Here is a 16,671-nt window from a genome sequence, read left to right as displayed (position 1 = left end):
CGAATTGTCCTGTCCCACACACCGTTACAGAGTCCTGGTAGACCGCTACCAGATATCAAGGAGGAAAAGAATGGCAGCCCTGGACCCCCAAATCGCTGCCGCCGCTCTCATCGGCGGTGGCCTGATCATGGGTGGCGGCGCGATCGGCGCCGGCATCGGTGACGGTATCGCCGGTAACGCGCTGGTTTCGGGTATCGCCCGGCAACCCGAGGCGCAGGGCCGGCTGTTCACGCCGTTCTTCATCACGGTCGGTCTGGTCGAGGCGGCCTACTTCATCAACCTGGCGTTCATGGCGTTGTTCGTCTTCGCTACCCCAGTCAAGTAATTCGCCGCAATGCGTGACGCGAGTCTGAGCATTTTGGCATCGAGCCAGGTGGTGGCCGAGGGAGGCAGCAACTTCCTCGTTCCCAACGGCACGTTCTTCTTTGTGCTGGCCATCTTCCTGATCGTGCTGGCCGTCATCGGCACCTTCGTGGTGCCGCCGGTCATGCGAGTGTTGCGCGAGCGCGACAACATGGTTGCCAAGACGGTCGCGGACAACAAGAAGGCGGGTGAGCAGTTCGACGCCGCCAAGGCCGACTACGAAGAAGCCCTCACGGAAGCGCGGGTTCAGGCGTCGTCGTTGCGCGACAATGCCCGCGCCGAGGGCCGTAAGCTGGTCGAAGACGCGCGCGCCCGTGCCGAGCAGCAGGTGATGTCGACGTTGCAAATGGCCTCTGAGCAACTGAAGCGGGAGAGAGACGCCGTGGAACTGGATCTGCGCGCCAACGTGGCGGGCATGTCGGCGACCTTGGCCAGCCGGATCCTCGGTGTCGAGGTGGCCCCGGCCACCGCGGCCACCGGGAAGTCTGGACGGTAACCGCGCATGTCGACTTTCATCGGGCAGTTGATCGGTTTCGCCGCCATCGTGTTGTTGGTCGTGCGATATGTCGTGCCGCCGGTGCGTCGTCTGATGACCGCTCGTCAAGAAACCGTGCGCCAGCAGTTGAAAGATTCTGCGGCAGCGGCAGATCGGTTGACCGAATCGACCACGGCGCACAACAATGCGGTGGAATCCGCCAAGACGGAGGCCGAACGCCTCGTCGAAGAGGCACAGACGGACGCTGGCCGCATCGCCGAACAGTTCCGGACCCAGGCCGACGTCGAGGCCGAACGCATGACCGCGCAGGGCGGTCGCCAGGTCGACCTGCTGCGCACACAGCTGAGCCGGCAGCTTCGTTTGGAACTCGGTCACGAAGCCGTCCGCCAGGCCGGCGAGTTGGTGCGTAACTACGTCGCAGACCCGGAGCAGCGGTCGGCGACCGTCGATCGTTTCCTGGACGACCTCGAAGCAATGGCCCCGGCACCGGCCGAGGTCCAGTATCCGCTTCTGACGAAGATGCGCTCCGCCAGCCGGCAGGCCGTCGTCAGCCTGGCGGATCGGTTCGGTGACATCGCCAAAAACCTTGACAACAAAGCGCTCTCCACCGTGTCCGACGAGCTCGTTTCGGTCGCCGAGATGCTGGACCGCGAAATCGTCGTGACTCGGTACCTGACCGTGCCGGCCGAGGACGCGGCGCCCAGGGTCCAGTTGATCGAGCGGCTGGTCTCGGGCAAGGTCGCCGACGCCACCCTCGACATCTTGCGGCTGGCCGTGTCGGAGCGTTGGTCGGCCAATTCCGATTTGGCCGACGCCATCGAGCACATCTCGCGGCAGGCTTTGCTCGAAGTCGCCGAACGCGAGGACAAGGTCGACGACGTCGAAGACCAATTGTTCCGGTTCTCTCGCATTCTGGACGCGCAGCCGCGACTCGCCATCCTGTTGGGCGACTACGCGGTGCCGGTGGAAGGCCGGATCGACTTGCTGCGCAAGGTGCTTGACAGCGCGAGCGGCCGCGTTGACCCGATTGTGGTGTCGCTGCTGACGCACACCGTCCAACTGCTCAGAGGTGAGTCGGCCGAGGAGGCGATTCAGTTCTTGACAGAAGTTGCGGTCGCACGGCGCGGCGAAATCGTCGCCCAGGTCAGCGCCGCGGCCGAACTCAGCGACGCCCAGCGGTCTCGCCTCACCGAGGTCCTCGGCCGCATCTACGGGCATCCGGTGACGGTGCAGCTGCAGATCTCCGATGAGCTGCTGGGCGGCCTGCTCATCTCGGTGGCCGACGAAGTGATTGACGGGACACTCGCTTCTCGCCTTGCCGCGGCCCAGGCGCAATTGCCCGACTGACACCAACGATTCAGCACAACCACACGCGAACCAAGATCAAGTAGGAAGACGAAAAGCCATGGCCGAGTTGACAATCTCCGCTGATGACATCCAGAGCGCCATCGAGGAGTATGTGGGCTCTTTCACCTCCGACACCTCCCGTGAAGAGGTAGGTACCGTTGTCGAGGCCGGGGACGGCATCGCGCACGTCGAAGGTTTGCCCTCCGTCATGACCCAGGAACTGCTCGAGTTCCCGGGCGGCGTCCTCGGCGTCGCGCTCAACCTTGACGAGCACAGCGTCGGCGCGGTGATCCTGGGTGACTTCGAGAAAATCGAAGAGGGCCAACAGGTCAAGCGCACCGGCGAGGTCCTTTCCGTCCCCGTCGGCGACGCGTTCCTGGGACGCGTCGTCAACCCGCTCGGCCACCCCATCGACGGCCGGGGAGACATCGACACCGACACCCGTCGCGCGCTGGAGATCCAGGCACCGTCGGTGGTGCAGCGGCAGAGCGTCAGCGAGCCGCTGCAGACCGGTATCAAGGCCATCGACGCGATGACCCCGATCGGTCGCGGTCAGCGGCAGCTGATCATCGGCGACCGCAAGACCGGCAAGACCGCCGTCTGCGTCGACACCATCCTCAACCAGCGGGAAAACTGGGAAAGCGGCGACGAGAAGAAGCAGGTCCGCTGCGTCTACGTGGCCATCGGACAGAAGGGCACGACTATCGCGTCCGTCCGCCGAGCGCTCGAAGAGGGCGGAGCGATGGACTACACCACCATCGTCGCCGCCCCGGCATCCGACGCCGCCGGCTTCAAATGGCTTGCGCCGTACACGGGTTCGGCGATCGCCCAGCACTGGATGTACGACGGCAAGCACGTCCTGATCGTCTTCGACGACCTGAGCAAGCAGGCCGAGGCGTACCGCGCGATCTCGCTGCTGCTGCGCCGCCCGCCGGGCCGCGAGGCCTACCCCGGCGACGTGTTCTACCTGCACTCGCGGCTGTTGGAGCGCTGCGCGAAGCTCTCCGACGAACTCGGGGGCGGTTCGATGACCGGCCTGCCGATCATCGAGACCAAGGCCAACGACATCTCGGCCTACATCCCGACCAACGTCATCTCGATCACCGACGGCCAGTGCTTCCTGGAATCCGACCTGTTCAACCAGGGTGTGCGGCCGGCCATCAACGTCGGTGTGTCGGTGTCCCGCGTGGGTGGTGCGGCACAGATCAAGGCCATGAAGGAAGTGGCCGGCTCGCTGCGTCTGGACCTGTCGCAGTACCGCGAACTGGAATCGTTCGCTGCATTCGCCTCCGACCTAGACGCGACGTCCAAGGCACAGCTGGAGCGCGGTGAGCGGCTGGTCGAACTGCTCAAGCAACCGCAGTACCAGCCCATGCCGGTTGAGGAGCAGGTGGTTTCGATCTTCCTGGGCACCGGCGGTCACCTGGACTCCGTGCCGGTCGAGGACGTCAGGCGCTTCGAAACCGAGCTGCTGGACCACATGCGGGCATCGGAAGAGAAGTTCCTGGCCGGCATCCGCGACAGCGGAAAGCTCTCCGAAGAGGGCGAAAACCAGCTGACCGAGATCATCAACAACTTCAAGAAGGGGTTTGCGGCCACGGGCGGCGGTTCGGTGGTGCCCGACGAGCACGTCGAGCCTTTGGACGAGGAAGACCTCGAGAAGGAATCGGTGAAGGTGAAGAAGCCGGCGCCGGAGAAGAAGGCAAAGAAAGAGAAGAAGTAGCAACCAATGGCTGCCACACTTCGCGAATTACGCGGGCGGATCCGCTCGGCGGGGTCGATCAAGAAGATCACCAAGGCCCAGGAGATGATCGCGACATCCCGCATCGGGAAGGCACAGGCCCGGCTGGAAGCCGCCAGGCCCTACGCGTTCCAGATCACGGCAATGCTGACCACGCTGTCGTCCGAAGCCGCCCTGGATCACCCCTTGCTGGTCGAGCGGGAGGAAGCCAAGCGCGCCGGCGTCCTGGTGGTGTCATCCGACCGTGGTCTGTGCGGTGCCTACAACTCCAGCATTTTCCGTCGCTCCGAGGAGCTGTTCTCGCTGCTGCGGGAAGAGGGTAAGACGCCGGTCGTGTACACGGTCGGCCGGAAGGCGCTGAACTATTTCAAGTTCCGCAACTGGGACATCACCAACTCATGGACGGGCTTCTCCGAGCAACCCAGCTACGAAAACGCCGCTGAGATCGCTTCGACCCTGGTCGAGACGTTCATGAAGGGCGCAGGCGACGACGAGTCAGCCGACGACCAGGGTGTCGACGAACTGCACATCGTCTACTCGGAGTTCAAGTCGATGATGTCGCAGGCGGCGGCGGCGCACCGGATCGCGCCCATGGTGGTCGAGTACGTAGAGGACCAACCGGAAGTGCGCACCCTGTATTCGTTCGAGCCAGACGCGACAACGCTTTTCGAGTCGCTGCTGCCACGTTACGTGACCACCCGTGTCTACGCTGCGCTGCTCGAATCGGCGGCATCGGAGCTCGCTTCGCGTCAACGAGCGATGAAGTCGGCAACCGACAACGCGGACGACCTGATCAAAGAACTGACGCTGATGGCGAACCGCGAGCGGCAGGCTCAGATCACCCAAGAGATCAGCGAAATCGTCGGTGGTGCAAACGCACTCGCTGACGCCAAGTAGCACACGAGGAAGAAAGAAATTATGCCTGCTACTACTGAAACATCAGAAAAGACCGACAAGTCCACCAACTCCGAGACCAGCGGTCGCGTGGTGCGGATCACCGGCCCCGTGGTCGACGTCGAGTTCCCGCGTGGATCCGTACCTGAACTGTTCAACGCCCTCAACGCCGAGATCACGTTCGAGGAGCTCAAGAAGACCCTGACGCTCGAGGTCGCACAGCATCTCGGCGACAACCTGGTTCGCACCATTTCGTTGCAGCCCACCGACGGCCTGGTCCGCGGCGTCGAGGTGACCGACAGCGGCAAGCCGATTTCGGTGCCGGTCGGCCAGGAGGTCAAGGGTCATGTCTTCAACGCGCTGGGAGACTGCCTGGACAAGCCGGGATACGGCGAGGACTTCGAGCACTGGTCGATCCACCGCAAGCCGCCGGCCTTCGAAGAGCTCGAGCCCCGCACCGAGATGCTCGAGACCGGGCTGAAGGTCGTCGACCTGCTCACCCCCTACGTGCGTGGCGGCAAGATCGCGCTGTTCGGCGGTGCCGGCGTGGGCAAGACGGTGCTGATCCAGGAGATGATCAACCGCATCGCCCGGAACTTCGGTGGCACTTCGGTTTTCGCCGGGGTGGGCGAGCGCACCCGCGAGGGCAACGACCTCTGGGTTGAGCTCAAAGAAGCCGACGTGCTCAAGGACACCGCGCTGGTGTTCGGTCAGATGGACGAGCCGCCCGGCACCCGTATGCGGGTGGCGCTGTCGGCGCTGACGATGGCGGAGTGGTTCCGCGACGAGGCCGGCCAGGACGTGCTGCTGTTCATCGACAACATCTTCCGCTTCACCCAGGCGGGTTCCGAGGTGTCGACGCTGCTCGGTCGTATGCCGTCCGCGGTGGGTTACCAGCCGACGCTGGCCGACGAGATGGGTGAGCTGCAGGAGCGCATCACCTCGACGCGGGGCCGCTCGATCACGTCGATGCAGGCGGTCTACGTGCCCGCCGACGACTACACCGACCCCGCGCCGGCGACGACGTTCGCACACCTGGACGCGACCACCGAGCTGTCGCGTTCTGTGTTCTCCAAGGGAATCTTCCCCGCGGTGGACCCGCTGGCATCGAGTTCGACCATCCTGGACCCGAGTGTCGTCGGTGACGAGCACTACCGCGTCGCGCAGGAGGTCATCCGAATCCTGCAGCGGTACAAGGACCTTCAGGACATCATCGCGATTCTCGGTATCGATGAGCTGTCGGAAGAGGACAAGCAGCTCGTTCAGCGCGCCCGGCGCATCGAGCGGTTCCTCTCGCAGAACATGATGGCGGCCGAGCAGTTCACGGGTCAGCCGGGTTCGACGGTGCCGCTGAAGGAGACCATCGAGGCGTTCGACCGCCTGACCAAGGGCGACTTCGACCACATACCGGAGCAGGCGTTCTTCCTGATCGGTGGCCTCGACGACTTGGCCAAGAAGGCCGAGACCTTCGGCGCCAAGTTGGATTCCTGAGGCGTTAGCGAAGAGGCTCTGAAAGGCTCTGTGGCATGGCCGAATTGAACGTCGAGATAGTCGCTGTCGACCGGAAGATCTGGTCGGGTGAGGCAACGTTTTTGTTCACCCGCACCACCGTCGGCGAAATCGGCATCCTGCCGCGGCACATCCCGGTTGTCGCCCAGTTGGTCGACGACGCGATGGTGCGCGTCGAACGTGAAGGCGAGGACGATCTGCGGGTCGCCATCGAAGGCGGGTTCCTGTCGGTAACCGAGGAGACGGTGACCGTACTGGCCGAGTCCGCCGCGTTCGAGTCCGAGATCGACGAGAGCGCCGCCAGGGAGGATTCGGAGTCCGACGACCCACGCATCGCGGCGCGGGGGCGGGGCAGATTGCGCGCCGTCGGCGCGATCGACTAGCCGACCATGAGCGCGCCCATGATCGGCATGGTCGTGCTCGTCGTCGTCCTCGCCGGCGCGGTCGTCGCGCTGAGTTATCGGTTGTGGAAGCTGCGCCAGGGCGGCACGGCGGGGATCATGCGGGACATTCCCGCGGTCGGAGGTCACGGCTGGCGTCACGGCGTGATTCGTTACCGCGGCGGTGAAGCCGCGTTCTACCGGCTCTCCAGCCTGCGTTTGTGGCCGGACCGTCGACTCAGCCGCAGGGGAGTGGAAATCGTGGCCCGGCGTGCACCCCGCGGCGACGAATTCGACATCATGACCGACGAGATCGTTGTGGTGGAGTTGCGCGACACGACGCAGGACCGCAGGACTGGTTACGAGATCGCCTTGGACAAGGGCGCTTTGACGGCCTTCCTGTCCTGGCTGGAGTCCCGCCCGTCACCACGTGCGCGTCGCCGCAGCGTCTAGGCCCTGTGCCGCAGGCTATTTCGTACCCGGTGCACCTCCGCCGGGCTTCCAGAGCACGTCGCCGTCGGGGTTGGCCGCCCGCGCCAGGATGAAGAGCAGATCGGAGAGGCGGTTCAGGTATTTCGCTGGAAGCACGTTGACCTGCTGCGGTGCGGCGTCTATCGCCGCCCACGCCGATCGTTCCGCTCGACGGACGATCGTGCGCGCGACGTGCAGCAGCGCCGACAACGCTGAACCGCCCGGCAGCACAAAGGAATTCAGGGCCGGCAGGTTCTCGTTATATTTGTCACACCAGCCCTCCAGCCGATCGATGTAGGGCTGGGTGATTCGCAGCGGGGGATACTCGGGGTTTTCCACCACCGGGGTCGACAGGTCCGCACCGGCGTCGAACAGGTCGTTCTGCAGCTGCCGCAGCACGGCGGCGGTTTCCGCGTCGGGCTCGCCCAAGGCAATAGCGACGCCGATCGCCGAGTTGGCCTCGTCGCAATCGGCGTACGCGACCAGGCGAGGGTCGTTTTTGGAGACTCGCGAGAAGTCACTCAACCCTGTCGTGCCGTCGTCACCGGTTCGCGTATAGATGCGGGTCAGGTGTATCGCCATGAGCAAAACGGTACTGCGGCCCGGGTAAGCGCCGCGCCTTGGCTGACTGACAAGCCGATACCGCTTCACTAGACTGACGCGGGTGGCTGAGCGATTCGTGGTGACCGGCGGCAACCGGTTGTCCGGCGAAGTCGCAGTGGGGGGCGCCAAGAACAGCGTGCTGAAGCTGATGGCGGCGACCCTGCTGGCCGAAGGCACCAGCACCATCACCAACTGCCCCGACATCCTCGATGTGCCGTTGATGGCCGAGGTGTTGCGTGGGCTCGGCGCCACCGTCGAGCTCGACGGCGACGTCGCCCGCATCACCTCACCCGACGAGCCGAAATACGACGCCGACTTCGCGGCAGTGCGCCAGTTCCGGGCGTCGGTCTGCGTGCTCGGGCCGCTGGTCGGCCGCTGCAAGCGGGCCAGGGTCGCGTTGCCGGGCGGCGACGCGATCGGGTCTCGTCCGCTGGACATGCACCAGTCGGGCCTGCGCCAACTTGGCGCGCAATGCAACATCGAGCACGGCTGCGTCGTCGCCCAGGCCGACACGTTGCGCGGTGCGGAGATCCAACTGGAGTTTCCGTCGGTGGGAGCCACCGAAAACATCCTGATGGCCGCCGTCTTGGCCGAGGGCGTGACCACGATCCACAATGCCGCGCGCGAGCCCGATGTCGTGGACCTGTGCACCATGCTGAATCAGATGGGGGCGCAGGTCGAAGGCGCGGGTTCGCCGACCATGACCATCACCGGCGTCCCGCGGCTGCACCCGACGGAGCACCGGGTGATCGGGGACCGCATCGTGGCCGCTACCTGGGGGATCGCGGCCGCGATGACGCGCGGTGACATTTCGGTGACCGGCGTCGACCCGGCCCACCTCCAGGTGGTGCTGCATAAACTGCACGACGCCGGCGCGACGGTCACCCAAACTGACGACAGCTTCCGGATCACCCAGTACGAACGCCCCAAGGCCGTTAACGTCGCGACGCTGCCATTCCCCGGGTTCCCGACCGACCTGCAGCCGATGGCTATCGCCCTGGCGTCGATCGCGGATGGCACGTCGATGATCACGGAAAACGTCTTCGAGGCGCGCTTTCGCTTCGTCGAGGAAATGATCCGATTGGGCGCAGACGCCCGCACCGACGGTCACCATGCCGTCGTGCGAGGTCTGCCGCAATTGTCGAGCGCCCCGGTGTGGTGTTCGGACATTCGGGCCGGCGCCGGCCTGGTGTTGGCCGGACTCGTCGCCGACGGTGACACCGAGGTCCACGATGTCTTCCACATCGATCGCGGCTACCCGCTGTTCGTGGAGAACCTGACGATTTTGGGAGCGGAGATCGAGCGGGTAGAGTAGCCAAAGTCAGTGCCCCGCAGGGCCGGTCGCCACACCAGGCGGTCGACACCCCGGGCGCTTGACTCCCTCGCTGGATTGGTACTAGCCTGGCACGGCTGCTCCCGAGACGGTCTCTGGAAGACCAAAACCGGGAGTTGACTCCACTGCCGGGCTTGTATTAAGCTGGCAGGGTTGCCCCAAAACGGGCGAAACAAGTGTTGTTTGAGAACTCAATAGTGTGTTTGGTCTTTATTATTTGTTGTTGTTTTTTGGCCATACCTAGCACTCCCCGTGTGTGGGTATGGCAATTTTTGATGCCAGTTATTGGCGTCTTGTCAGGTATCTCTGATTTGAAATTCACCTCGTTCTGCGAGGAGATTTTGTTTGGAGAGTTTGATCCTGGCTCAGGACGAACGCTGGCGGCGTGCTTAACACATGCAAGTCGAACGGAAAGGCCCCTTCGGGGGTACTCGAGTGGCGAACGGGTGAGTAACACGTGGGCAATCTGCCCTGCACTTCGGGATAAGCCTGGGAAACTGGGTCTAATACCGGATAGGACCACTTGACGCATGTCTTGTGGTGGAAAGCTTTTGCGGTGTGGGATGGGCCCGCGGCCTATCAGCTTGTTGGTGGGGTGATGGCCTACCAAGGCGACGACGGGTAGCCGGCCTGAGAGGGTGTCCGGCCACACTGGGACTGAGATACGGCCCAGACTCCTACGGGAGGCAGCAGTGGGGAATATTGCACAATGGGCGCAAGCCTGATGCAGCGACGCCGCGTGGGGGATGACGGCCTTCGGGTTGTAAACCTCTTTCACCATCGACGAAGGTCCGGGTTTTCTCGGATTGACGGTAGGTGGAGAAGAAGCACCGGCCAACTACGTGCCAGCAGCCGCGGTAATACGTAGGGTGCGAGCGTTGTCCGGAATTACTGGGCGTAAAGAGCTCGTAGGTGGTTTGTCGCGTTGTTCGTGAAATCTCACGGCTTAACTGTGAGCGTGCGGGCGATACGGGCAGACTAGAGTACTGCAGGGGAGACTGGAATTCCTGGTGTAGCGGTGGAATGCGCAGATATCAGGAGGAACACCGGTGGCGAAGGCGGGTCTCTGGGCAGTAACTGACGCTGAGGAGCGAAAGCGTGGGGAGCGAACAGGATTAGATACCCTGGTAGTCCACGCCGTAAACGGTGGGTACTAGGTGTGGGTTTCCTTCCTTGGGATCCGTGCCGTAGCTAACGCATTAAGTACCCCGCCTGGGGAGTACGGCCGCAAGGCTAAAACTCAAAGGAATTGACGGGGGCCCGCACAAGCGGCGGAGCATGTGGATTAATTCGATGCAACGCGAAGAACCTTACCTGGGTTTGACATGCACAGGACGCGTCTAGAGATAGGCGTTCCCTTGTGGCCTGTGTGCAGGTGGTGCATGGCTGTCGTCAGCTCGTGTCGTGAGATGTTGGGTTAAGTCCCGCAACGAGCGCAACCCTTGTCTCATGTTGCCAGCGGGTAATGCCGGGGACTCGTGAGAGACTGCCGGGGTCAACTCGGAGGAAGGTGGGGATGACGTCAAGTCATCATGCCCCTTATGTCCAGGGCTTCACACATGCTACAATGGCCGGTACAAAGGGCTGCGATGCCGCAAGGTTAAGCGAATCCTTTTAAAGCCGGTCTCAGTTCGGATCGGGGTCTGCAACTCGACCCCGTGAAGTCGGAGTCGCTAGTAATCGCAGATCAGCAACGCTGCGGTGAATACGTTCCCGGGCCTTGTACACACCGCCCGTCACGTCATGAAAGTCGGTAACACCCGAAGCCAGTGGCCTAACCCTTGGGAGGGAGCTGTCGAAGGTGGGATCGGCGATTGGGACGAAGTCGTAACAAGGTAGCCGTACCGGAAGGTGCGGCTGGATCACCTCCTTTCTAAGGAGCACCACGAAAACACCCCAATTGGTGGGGTGTGAGCCGTGTGGGGTTCTCATCTGTAGTGGGTGAGGGCCGGGTGCACAACAGCAAATGATTGCCAGACACACTATTGGGCCCTGAGACAACACTCGGCCAGTCCGTGTGGTGTCCCTCCATCTTGGTGGTGGGGTGTGGTGTTTGAGTATTGGATAGTGGTTGCGAGCATCTAAACGGATGCGTTGCCGGCAACGGTGGCGTGTTCGTTGAAATGTGTAATTTCTTCTTTGGTTTTTGTGTGTATGTAAGTGTTTAAGGGCGCATGGTGGATGCCTTGGCATCGAGAGCCGATGAAGGACGTGGGAGGCTGCGATATGCCTCGGGGAGCTGTCAACCGAGCTTTGATCCGAGGATTTCCGAATGGGGAAACCCAGCACGAGTGATGTCGTGTTACCCGTATCTGAATATATAGGGTGCGGGAGGTAACGCGGGGAAGTGAAACATCTCAGTACCCGTAGGAGAAGAAAACAATTGTGATTCCGTTAGTAGTGGCGAGCGAACGCGGAACAGGCTAAACCGCACGCATGTGTAACCGGGTAGGGGTTGTGTGTGCGGGGTAGTGGGATTGATATGTCTCAGCTCTACCTGGCTGAGGGGTAGTCAGAAAGTGTCGTGGTTAGCGGAAGTGGTCTGGGACGGCCCGCCGTAGACGGTGAAAGCCCGGTACGCGAAAACCCGGCACCTACCTTGTATCAACTCCCGAGTAGCAGCGGGCCCGTGGAATCTGCTGTGAATCTGCCGGGACCACCCGGTAAGCCTAAATACTTCTCGATGACCGATAGCGGATTAGTACCGTGAGGGAATGGTGAAAAGTACCCCGGGAGGGGAGTGAAAGAGTACCTGAAACCGTGTGCCTACAATCCGTCAGAGCCTCCTTGTGGGGTGATGGCGTGCCTTTTGAAGAATGAGCCTGCGAGTCAGGGACACGTCGCGAGGTTAACCCGTGTGGGGTAGCCGCAGCGAAAGCGAGTCTGAATAGGGCGCATCCCCTTTGGGGTGTAGTGGCGTGTTCTGGACCCGAAGCGGAGTGATCTACCCATGGCCAGGGTGAAGCGCGGGTAAGACCGCGTGGAGGCCCGAACCCACTTAGGTTGAAGACTGAGGGGATGAGCTGTGGGTAGGGGTGAAAGGCCAATCAAACTCCGTGATAGCTGGTTCTCCCCGAAATGCATTTAGGTGCAGCGTTGCGTGTTTCACCACGGAGGTAGAGCTACTGGATGGCCGATGGGCCCTACTAGGTTACTGACGTCAGCCAAACTCCGAATGCCGTGGTGTATAGCGTGGCAGTGAGACGGCGGGGGATAAGCTCCGTACGTCGAGAGGGAAACAGCCCAGATCGCCGGCTAAGGCCCCTAAGCGTGTGCTAAGTGGAAAAGGATGTGCAGTCGCAGAGACAACCAGGAGGTTGGCTTAGAAGCAGCCACCCTTGAAAGAGTGCGTAATAGCTCACTGGTCAAGTGATTGTGCGCCGATAATGTAGCGGGGCTCAAGCACACCGCCGAAGCCGCGGCAACCGCAAGGTTGGGTAGGGGAGCGTCCCCCATGCAGCGAAGCTACCGGGTAACCGGTGGTGGAGTTTGGGGGAGTGAGAATGCAGGCATGAGTAGCGATAAGGCAAGTGAGAACCTTGCCCGCCGTAAGACCAAGGGTTCCTGGGCCAGGCCAGTCCGCCCAGGGTGAGTCGGGACCTAAGGCGAGGCCGACAGGCGTAGTCGATGGACAACGGGTTGATATTCCCGTACCCGTGTGTGGGCGTCCCTGACGAATCAGCGGTACTAACCACCCAAAACCGGATCGACCATTCCCCTTCGGGGGCGTGGAGTTTCGGGGCTGCGTGGGACCTTCGCTGGTAGTAGTCAAGCAATGGGGTGACGCAGGAAGGTAGCCGTACCAGTCAGTGGTAATACTGGGGCAAGCCCGTAGGGAGAGCGATAGGCAAATCCGTCGCTCATTAATCCTGAGAGGTGATGCATAGCCGATTGAGGCGAATTCGGTGATCCTCTGCTGCCAAGAAAAGCCTCTAGCGAGCACACACACGGCCCGTACCCCAAACCGACACAGGTGGTCAGGTAGAGCATACCAAGGCGTACGAGATAACTATGGTTAAGGAACTCGGCAAAATGCCCCCGTAACTTCGGGAGAAGGGGGGCCGAAATACCGTGAACACCCTTGCGGTGGGAGCGGGATTCGGCCGCAGAAACCAGTGGGTAGCGACTGTTTACTAAAAACACAGGTCCGTGCGAAGTCGCAAGACGATGTATACGGACTGACGCCTGCCCGGTGCTGGAAGGTTAAGAGGACCCGTTAACCGTAAGGTGAAGCGGAGAATTTAAGCCCCAGTAAACGGCGGTGGTAACTATAACCATCCTAAGGTAGCGAAATTCCTTGTCGGGTAAGTTCCGACCTGCACGAATGGCGTAACGACTTCCCAACTGTCTCAACCATAGACTCGGCGAAATTGCACTACGAGTAAAGATGCTCGTTACGCGCGGCAGGACGAAAAGACCCCGGGACCTTCACTACAACTTGGTATTGGTGTTCGGTACGGTTTGTGTAGGATAGGTGGGAGACTGTGAAACCTCAACGCCAGTTGAGGTGGAGTCGTTGTTGAAATACCACTCTGATCGTATTGGACACCTAACGTCGAACCCTTATCGGGTTCACGGACAGTGCCTGGCGGGTAGTTTAACTGGGGCGGTTGCCTCCTAAAATGTAACGGAGGCGCCCAAAGGTTCCCTCAACCTGGACGGCAATCAGGTGTTGAGTGTAAGTGCACAAGGGAGCTTGACTGCGAGACTTACAAGTCAAGCAGGGACGAAAGTCGGGACTAGTGATCCGGCACCCCCGAGTGGAAGGGGTGTCGCTCAACGGATAAAAGGTACCCCGGGGATAACAGGCTGATCTTCCCCAAGAGTCCATATCGACGGGATGGTTTGGCACCTCGATGTCGGCTCGTCGCATCCTGGGGCTGGAGCAGGTCCCAAGGGTTGGGCTGTTCGCCCATTAAAGCGGCACGCGAGCTGGGTTTAGAACGTCGTGAGACAGTTCGGTCTCTATCCGCCGCGCGCGTCAGAAACTTGAGGAAACCTGTCCCTAGTACGAGAGGACCGGGACGGACGAACCTCTGGTATACCAGTTGTCCCACCAGGGGCACCGCTGGATAGCCACGTTCGGACAGGATAACCGCTGAAAGCATCTAAGCGGGAAACCTTCTCCAAGATCAGGTTTCTCACCCTTTTAGAGGGATAAGGCCCCCCGCCGACCACGGGATCGATAGGCCAGACCTGGAAGCTCAGCAATGAGTGTAGGGAACTGGCACTAACCGGCCGAAAACTTACCAACACACAATCGCAACCACTTTTCAGTTCCAGCGACTATTAGTCGCGGGACGCTCTGACGCCACACCCCCCACCGAAACCAAATTTAAATAGAGTTACGGCGGCCACAGCGACAGGGAAACGCCCGGTCCCATTCCGAACCCGGAAGCTAAGCCTGTCAGCGCCGATGATACTGCCCATCCGGGTGGAAAAGTAGGACACCGCCGAACATACACAAAAACACCCCCGGCAACGGGGGTGTTTTTGCATTTCACTGATGCCGGCGCGTTCCCTAGTCGAATAGTGTCAAAGCCGAATTAACCGATGCACGTTTCTTTTCCAACGCGAGCAGCGTTCGCTTCCGGTCGAGGCCGCCCCCGTAGCCGGTAAGGCTCCCATTGGCGCCGATGACGCGGTGGCAGGGAATGACAATCGCGATGGGATTGTGGCCGTTCGCCAATCCCACGGCGCGTGCGGAGCCGGGAGCGCCGATCTGTTCCGCGATTTGTCCGTACGATCTGGTTTCGCCATAAGGAATTGTCCGAAGCGCCTCCCACACTCGCCGCTGAAATTCGGAGCCGCGCAGATCGAATTCGAAATCGAACTCCGTCAGTTCACCCTCGAAATAAGCGTTGAGTTGCTCAGTGGCCTCGTTGAATGCCGCTGGATTCGGTGCCCAGCCGGTGCGGCTCGGCTCGTAGGTCTGGTCGACCATTCGAAGCATGGTCAGAACCGAGTCCTGGCCGGCCAGGGTCAGCGGCCCGATCGGGCTGTCGATGGTGCGGTACTCAATCATGCGACCTCCTGTGGTGGCCATTGGTTGACCGGATGCTCGAGCGTGGTCCATAGGTATTGGGTGGCGTAGGAGCGCCAGGGACGCCACCGGACGCCATGGCCGACCAGGGCCCGTTCGTCGATTGGTAAGCCCAGCTGCTTGGCGGCCAGGCGAAGGCCAAGGTCGGTGGCGGGGAAGGCATCCGGATCACCGAGGCCGCGCATGGCGATCACCTCTGCGGTCCAGGGGCCCACCCCGGGTACGTCCAGCAATTGTCGGCGGGCGGCTTCCCAGTCGCTCCCGCTGTCCAGGACGATACTGCCGTCCGCGAGGCCGGCGACCAGTGCATTCAGCGTCCGCTGCCGCGTCTTGGGCACCGCCAGTTGGACGGGGTCGATCTCCGCGAGCTGCTCCACTGACGGGAAGGTATGCGTCAACCCGCCGTCGGGGTCCGCGACCGGCTCCCCGTATGCCGCGACCAGGCGACCGGCGTGGGCTCTGGCCGCCTTCGTCGAAACCTGTTGCCCCAGGACCGCGCGCACGGCCAGCTCGGCCTCGTCGACGGTGCGCGGAATGCGTTGGCCGGGCGCTTTGGCCACCACGGCAGCCAGGTACGGGTCACCGGCCAGCGCTTCGTCCACCGCCTCCGGGTCGGCATCGAGATCCAGCAGTCGCCGGCAGCGGGCGATCGCCGTCGTCAGGTCACGGAAGTCGTCGAGCGCGAGCACGCATCGGACGTGGTCGACCGCCGGTGTCAGGGTGACGACGGCGCTGCCGAACGGGAGGCGCAGGCTGCGTCGGTAGGCGCCGTCGCGGACTTCCTCGCAGCCGGGCACCGTGCCGGCGGCCAGATGACCGAACACGCCCTCGTAGGCGAACGGCGTGCGTACCGGCAACCGGAGGATGACCGTCCCCGCGGAAGCAGTTCCGAGCTTTGCGGCCGCCGTTGGATCCGCGGCGCGCCGGCGCAGCTCGGTCGGCGTGCTGTCGAAGACCAGGCGCACGGTGTCGTTGAACTGGCGGATGCTGGAAAAGCCCGACGCGAAGGCGATGTCCCCGAACGGCAGGTCCGTGGTCTCGACGAGCAGGCGGGCGGTCTGAGCTCGCTGGGCGCGGGCCAGCGCGAGCGGGCCGGCGCCGACCTCGGCCTGCAACAGCCGCTCCAGCTGGCGGGTGGTGTAACCGAGATGGGCAGCAAGGCCGCCGACGCCCTCACGGTCCACCGTGCCGTCGGCGATGAGTCGCATCGTCCGTGCAACGACGTCGCCACGCACGTTCCATTCCGGAGACCCCGGAGACGCGTCGGGCCGGCACCGCTTACACGCCCGGAATCCCGCTCGCTGCGCAGCGGCGGCGGTCGGATAGAACCGGACGTTGCGGGCGAAGGGCGGCCGCACCGGGCAGCTGGGACGGCAATAGATGCCGGTTGTCAGCACCGCCGTGACGAACCAACCATCGAACCGGGCGTCCTTGGACTGGACGGCGCGGTAGCAGCGTTCGAAGTCGTCGTGCACGCTTCAAGACTTACAC

At 62.4% G+C, this 16,671-nt stretch carries 12 protein-coding genes and 3 rRNA genes; 12 read left to right on the top strand and 3 right to left on the bottom strand.

Annotated elements, in window-relative coordinates:
* Positions 1–79 precede the first annotated feature (79 nt).
* From A5678_RS01570 to A5678_RS01535, 8 genes are read left to right on the top strand one after another with little or no spacing between them, the layout of a single operon-like run.
* Complete coding sequence (locus tag A5678_RS01570) at positions 80–325, top strand: F0F1 ATP synthase subunit C (protein WP_065052998.1); 246 nt, start codon at positions 80–82, stop codon at positions 323–325.
* 9 nt (positions 326–334) lie between these two features.
* The gene (locus tag A5678_RS01565) at positions 335–859 is read left to right on the top strand and encodes a F0F1 ATP synthase subunit B (RefSeq protein ID WP_068037358.1); all 525 of its coding nucleotides are present in this window, start codon (positions 335–337) and stop codon (positions 857–859) included.
* Positions 860–865: 6 nt separating this feature from the next.
* Complete coding sequence (locus A5678_RS01560; protein WP_068037355.1) at positions 866–2,206, top strand: F0F1 ATP synthase subunit B/delta; 1,341 nt, start codon at positions 866–868, stop codon at positions 2,204–2,206.
* 58 nt (positions 2,207–2,264) lie between these two features.
* Positions 2,265–3,929 (top strand): F0F1 ATP synthase subunit alpha, encoded by a 1,665-nt coding sequence (gene atpA / locus A5678_RS01555; RefSeq protein ID WP_068037352.1) that lies wholly within the window; start codon positions 2,265–2,267, stop codon positions 3,927–3,929.
* Between the two features lie 6 nt (positions 3,930–3,935).
* Positions 3,936–4,844, top strand: coding sequence for a F0F1 ATP synthase subunit gamma (locus A5678_RS01550; protein ID WP_068037349.1), 909 nt, complete (start codon positions 3,936–3,938; stop codon positions 4,842–4,844).
* Positions 4,845–4,865: 21 nt separating this feature from the next.
* The gene (atpD, locus tag A5678_RS01545; RefSeq protein ID WP_068037347.1) at positions 4,866–6,332 is read left to right on the top strand and encodes a F0F1 ATP synthase subunit beta; all 1,467 of its coding nucleotides are present in this window, start codon (positions 4,866–4,868) and stop codon (positions 6,330–6,332) included.
* A 35-nt stretch (positions 6,333–6,367) separates the two neighbouring features.
* Entirely contained in the window at positions 6,368–6,733 is a 366-nt protein-coding gene (locus tag A5678_RS01540; protein ID WP_067747732.1) for a F0F1 ATP synthase subunit epsilon, read from the top strand.
* A 6-nt stretch (positions 6,734–6,739) separates the two neighbouring features.
* Positions 6,740–7,183, top strand: a complete 444-nt coding sequence (locus A5678_RS01535) for a DUF2550 domain-containing protein (protein ID WP_055405686.1) — start codon at positions 6,740–6,742, stop codon at positions 7,181–7,183.
* 15 nt (positions 7,184–7,198) lie between these two features.
* Here the strand turns inward: A5678_RS01535 and A5678_RS01530 are convergent, their stop codons facing one another.
* Complete coding sequence (locus tag A5678_RS01530) at positions 7,199–7,783, bottom strand: cob(I)yrinic acid a,c-diamide adenosyltransferase (RefSeq protein ID WP_068037344.1); 585 nt, start codon at positions 7,781–7,783, stop codon at positions 7,199–7,201.
* Between the two features lie 82 nt (positions 7,784–7,865).
* On the opposite strand from A5678_RS01530, the gene murA reads away from it, so the two are divergent.
* The 4 genes from murA to rrf all read left to right on the top strand — a co-directional run bounded on the left by murA (position 7,866) and on the right by rrf (position 14,596).
* Positions 7,866–9,119, top strand: a complete 1,254-nt coding sequence (gene murA, locus A5678_RS01525; RefSeq protein WP_068037341.1) for a UDP-N-acetylglucosamine 1-carboxyvinyltransferase — start codon at positions 7,866–7,868, stop codon at positions 9,117–9,119.
* Between the two features lie 360 nt (positions 9,120–9,479).
* A 16S ribosomal RNA gene (locus A5678_RS01520) occupies positions 9,480–11,010 on the top strand.
* 281 nt (positions 11,011–11,291) lie between these two features.
* Positions 11,292–14,391: ribosomal RNA gene (locus tag A5678_RS01515) — 23S ribosomal RNA — on the top strand.
* A 92-nt stretch (positions 14,392–14,483) separates the two neighbouring features.
* Positions 14,484–14,596, top strand: a 5S ribosomal RNA gene (rrf, locus tag A5678_RS01510).
* The 16S, 23S and 5S rRNA genes sit together here, the layout of an rRNA operon.
* A gap of 62 nt (positions 14,597–14,658) precedes the next feature.
* On the opposite strand, the gene A5678_RS01505 is transcribed toward rrf, so the two are convergent.
* Together A5678_RS01505 and A5678_RS01500 are read right to left on the bottom strand one after the other, a co-directional pair.
* Positions 14,659–15,162, bottom strand: coding sequence for a methylated-DNA--[protein]-cysteine S-methyltransferase (locus tag A5678_RS01505; RefSeq protein ID WP_068037338.1), 504 nt, complete (start codon positions 15,160–15,162; stop codon positions 14,659–14,661).
* The gene (locus A5678_RS01500; RefSeq protein ID WP_068037335.1) at positions 15,159–16,655 is read right to left on the bottom strand and encodes a DNA-3-methyladenine glycosylase 2 family protein; all 1,497 of its coding nucleotides are present in this window, start codon (positions 16,653–16,655) and stop codon (positions 15,159–15,161) included. The genes A5678_RS01505 and A5678_RS01500 overlap by 4 nt, the downstream gene beginning before the upstream one ends.
* Positions 16,656–16,671: the final 16 nt, after the last annotated feature.

This window comes from Mycobacterium sp. E2733 (genome assembly GCF_001667585.1).
Lineage (GTDB): Bacteria > Actinomycetota > Actinomycetes > Mycobacteriales > Mycobacteriaceae > Mycobacterium.
Note: the sequence above shows the minus strand (reverse complement) of the source record. Positions and strands in the feature narration are given on the sequence as shown.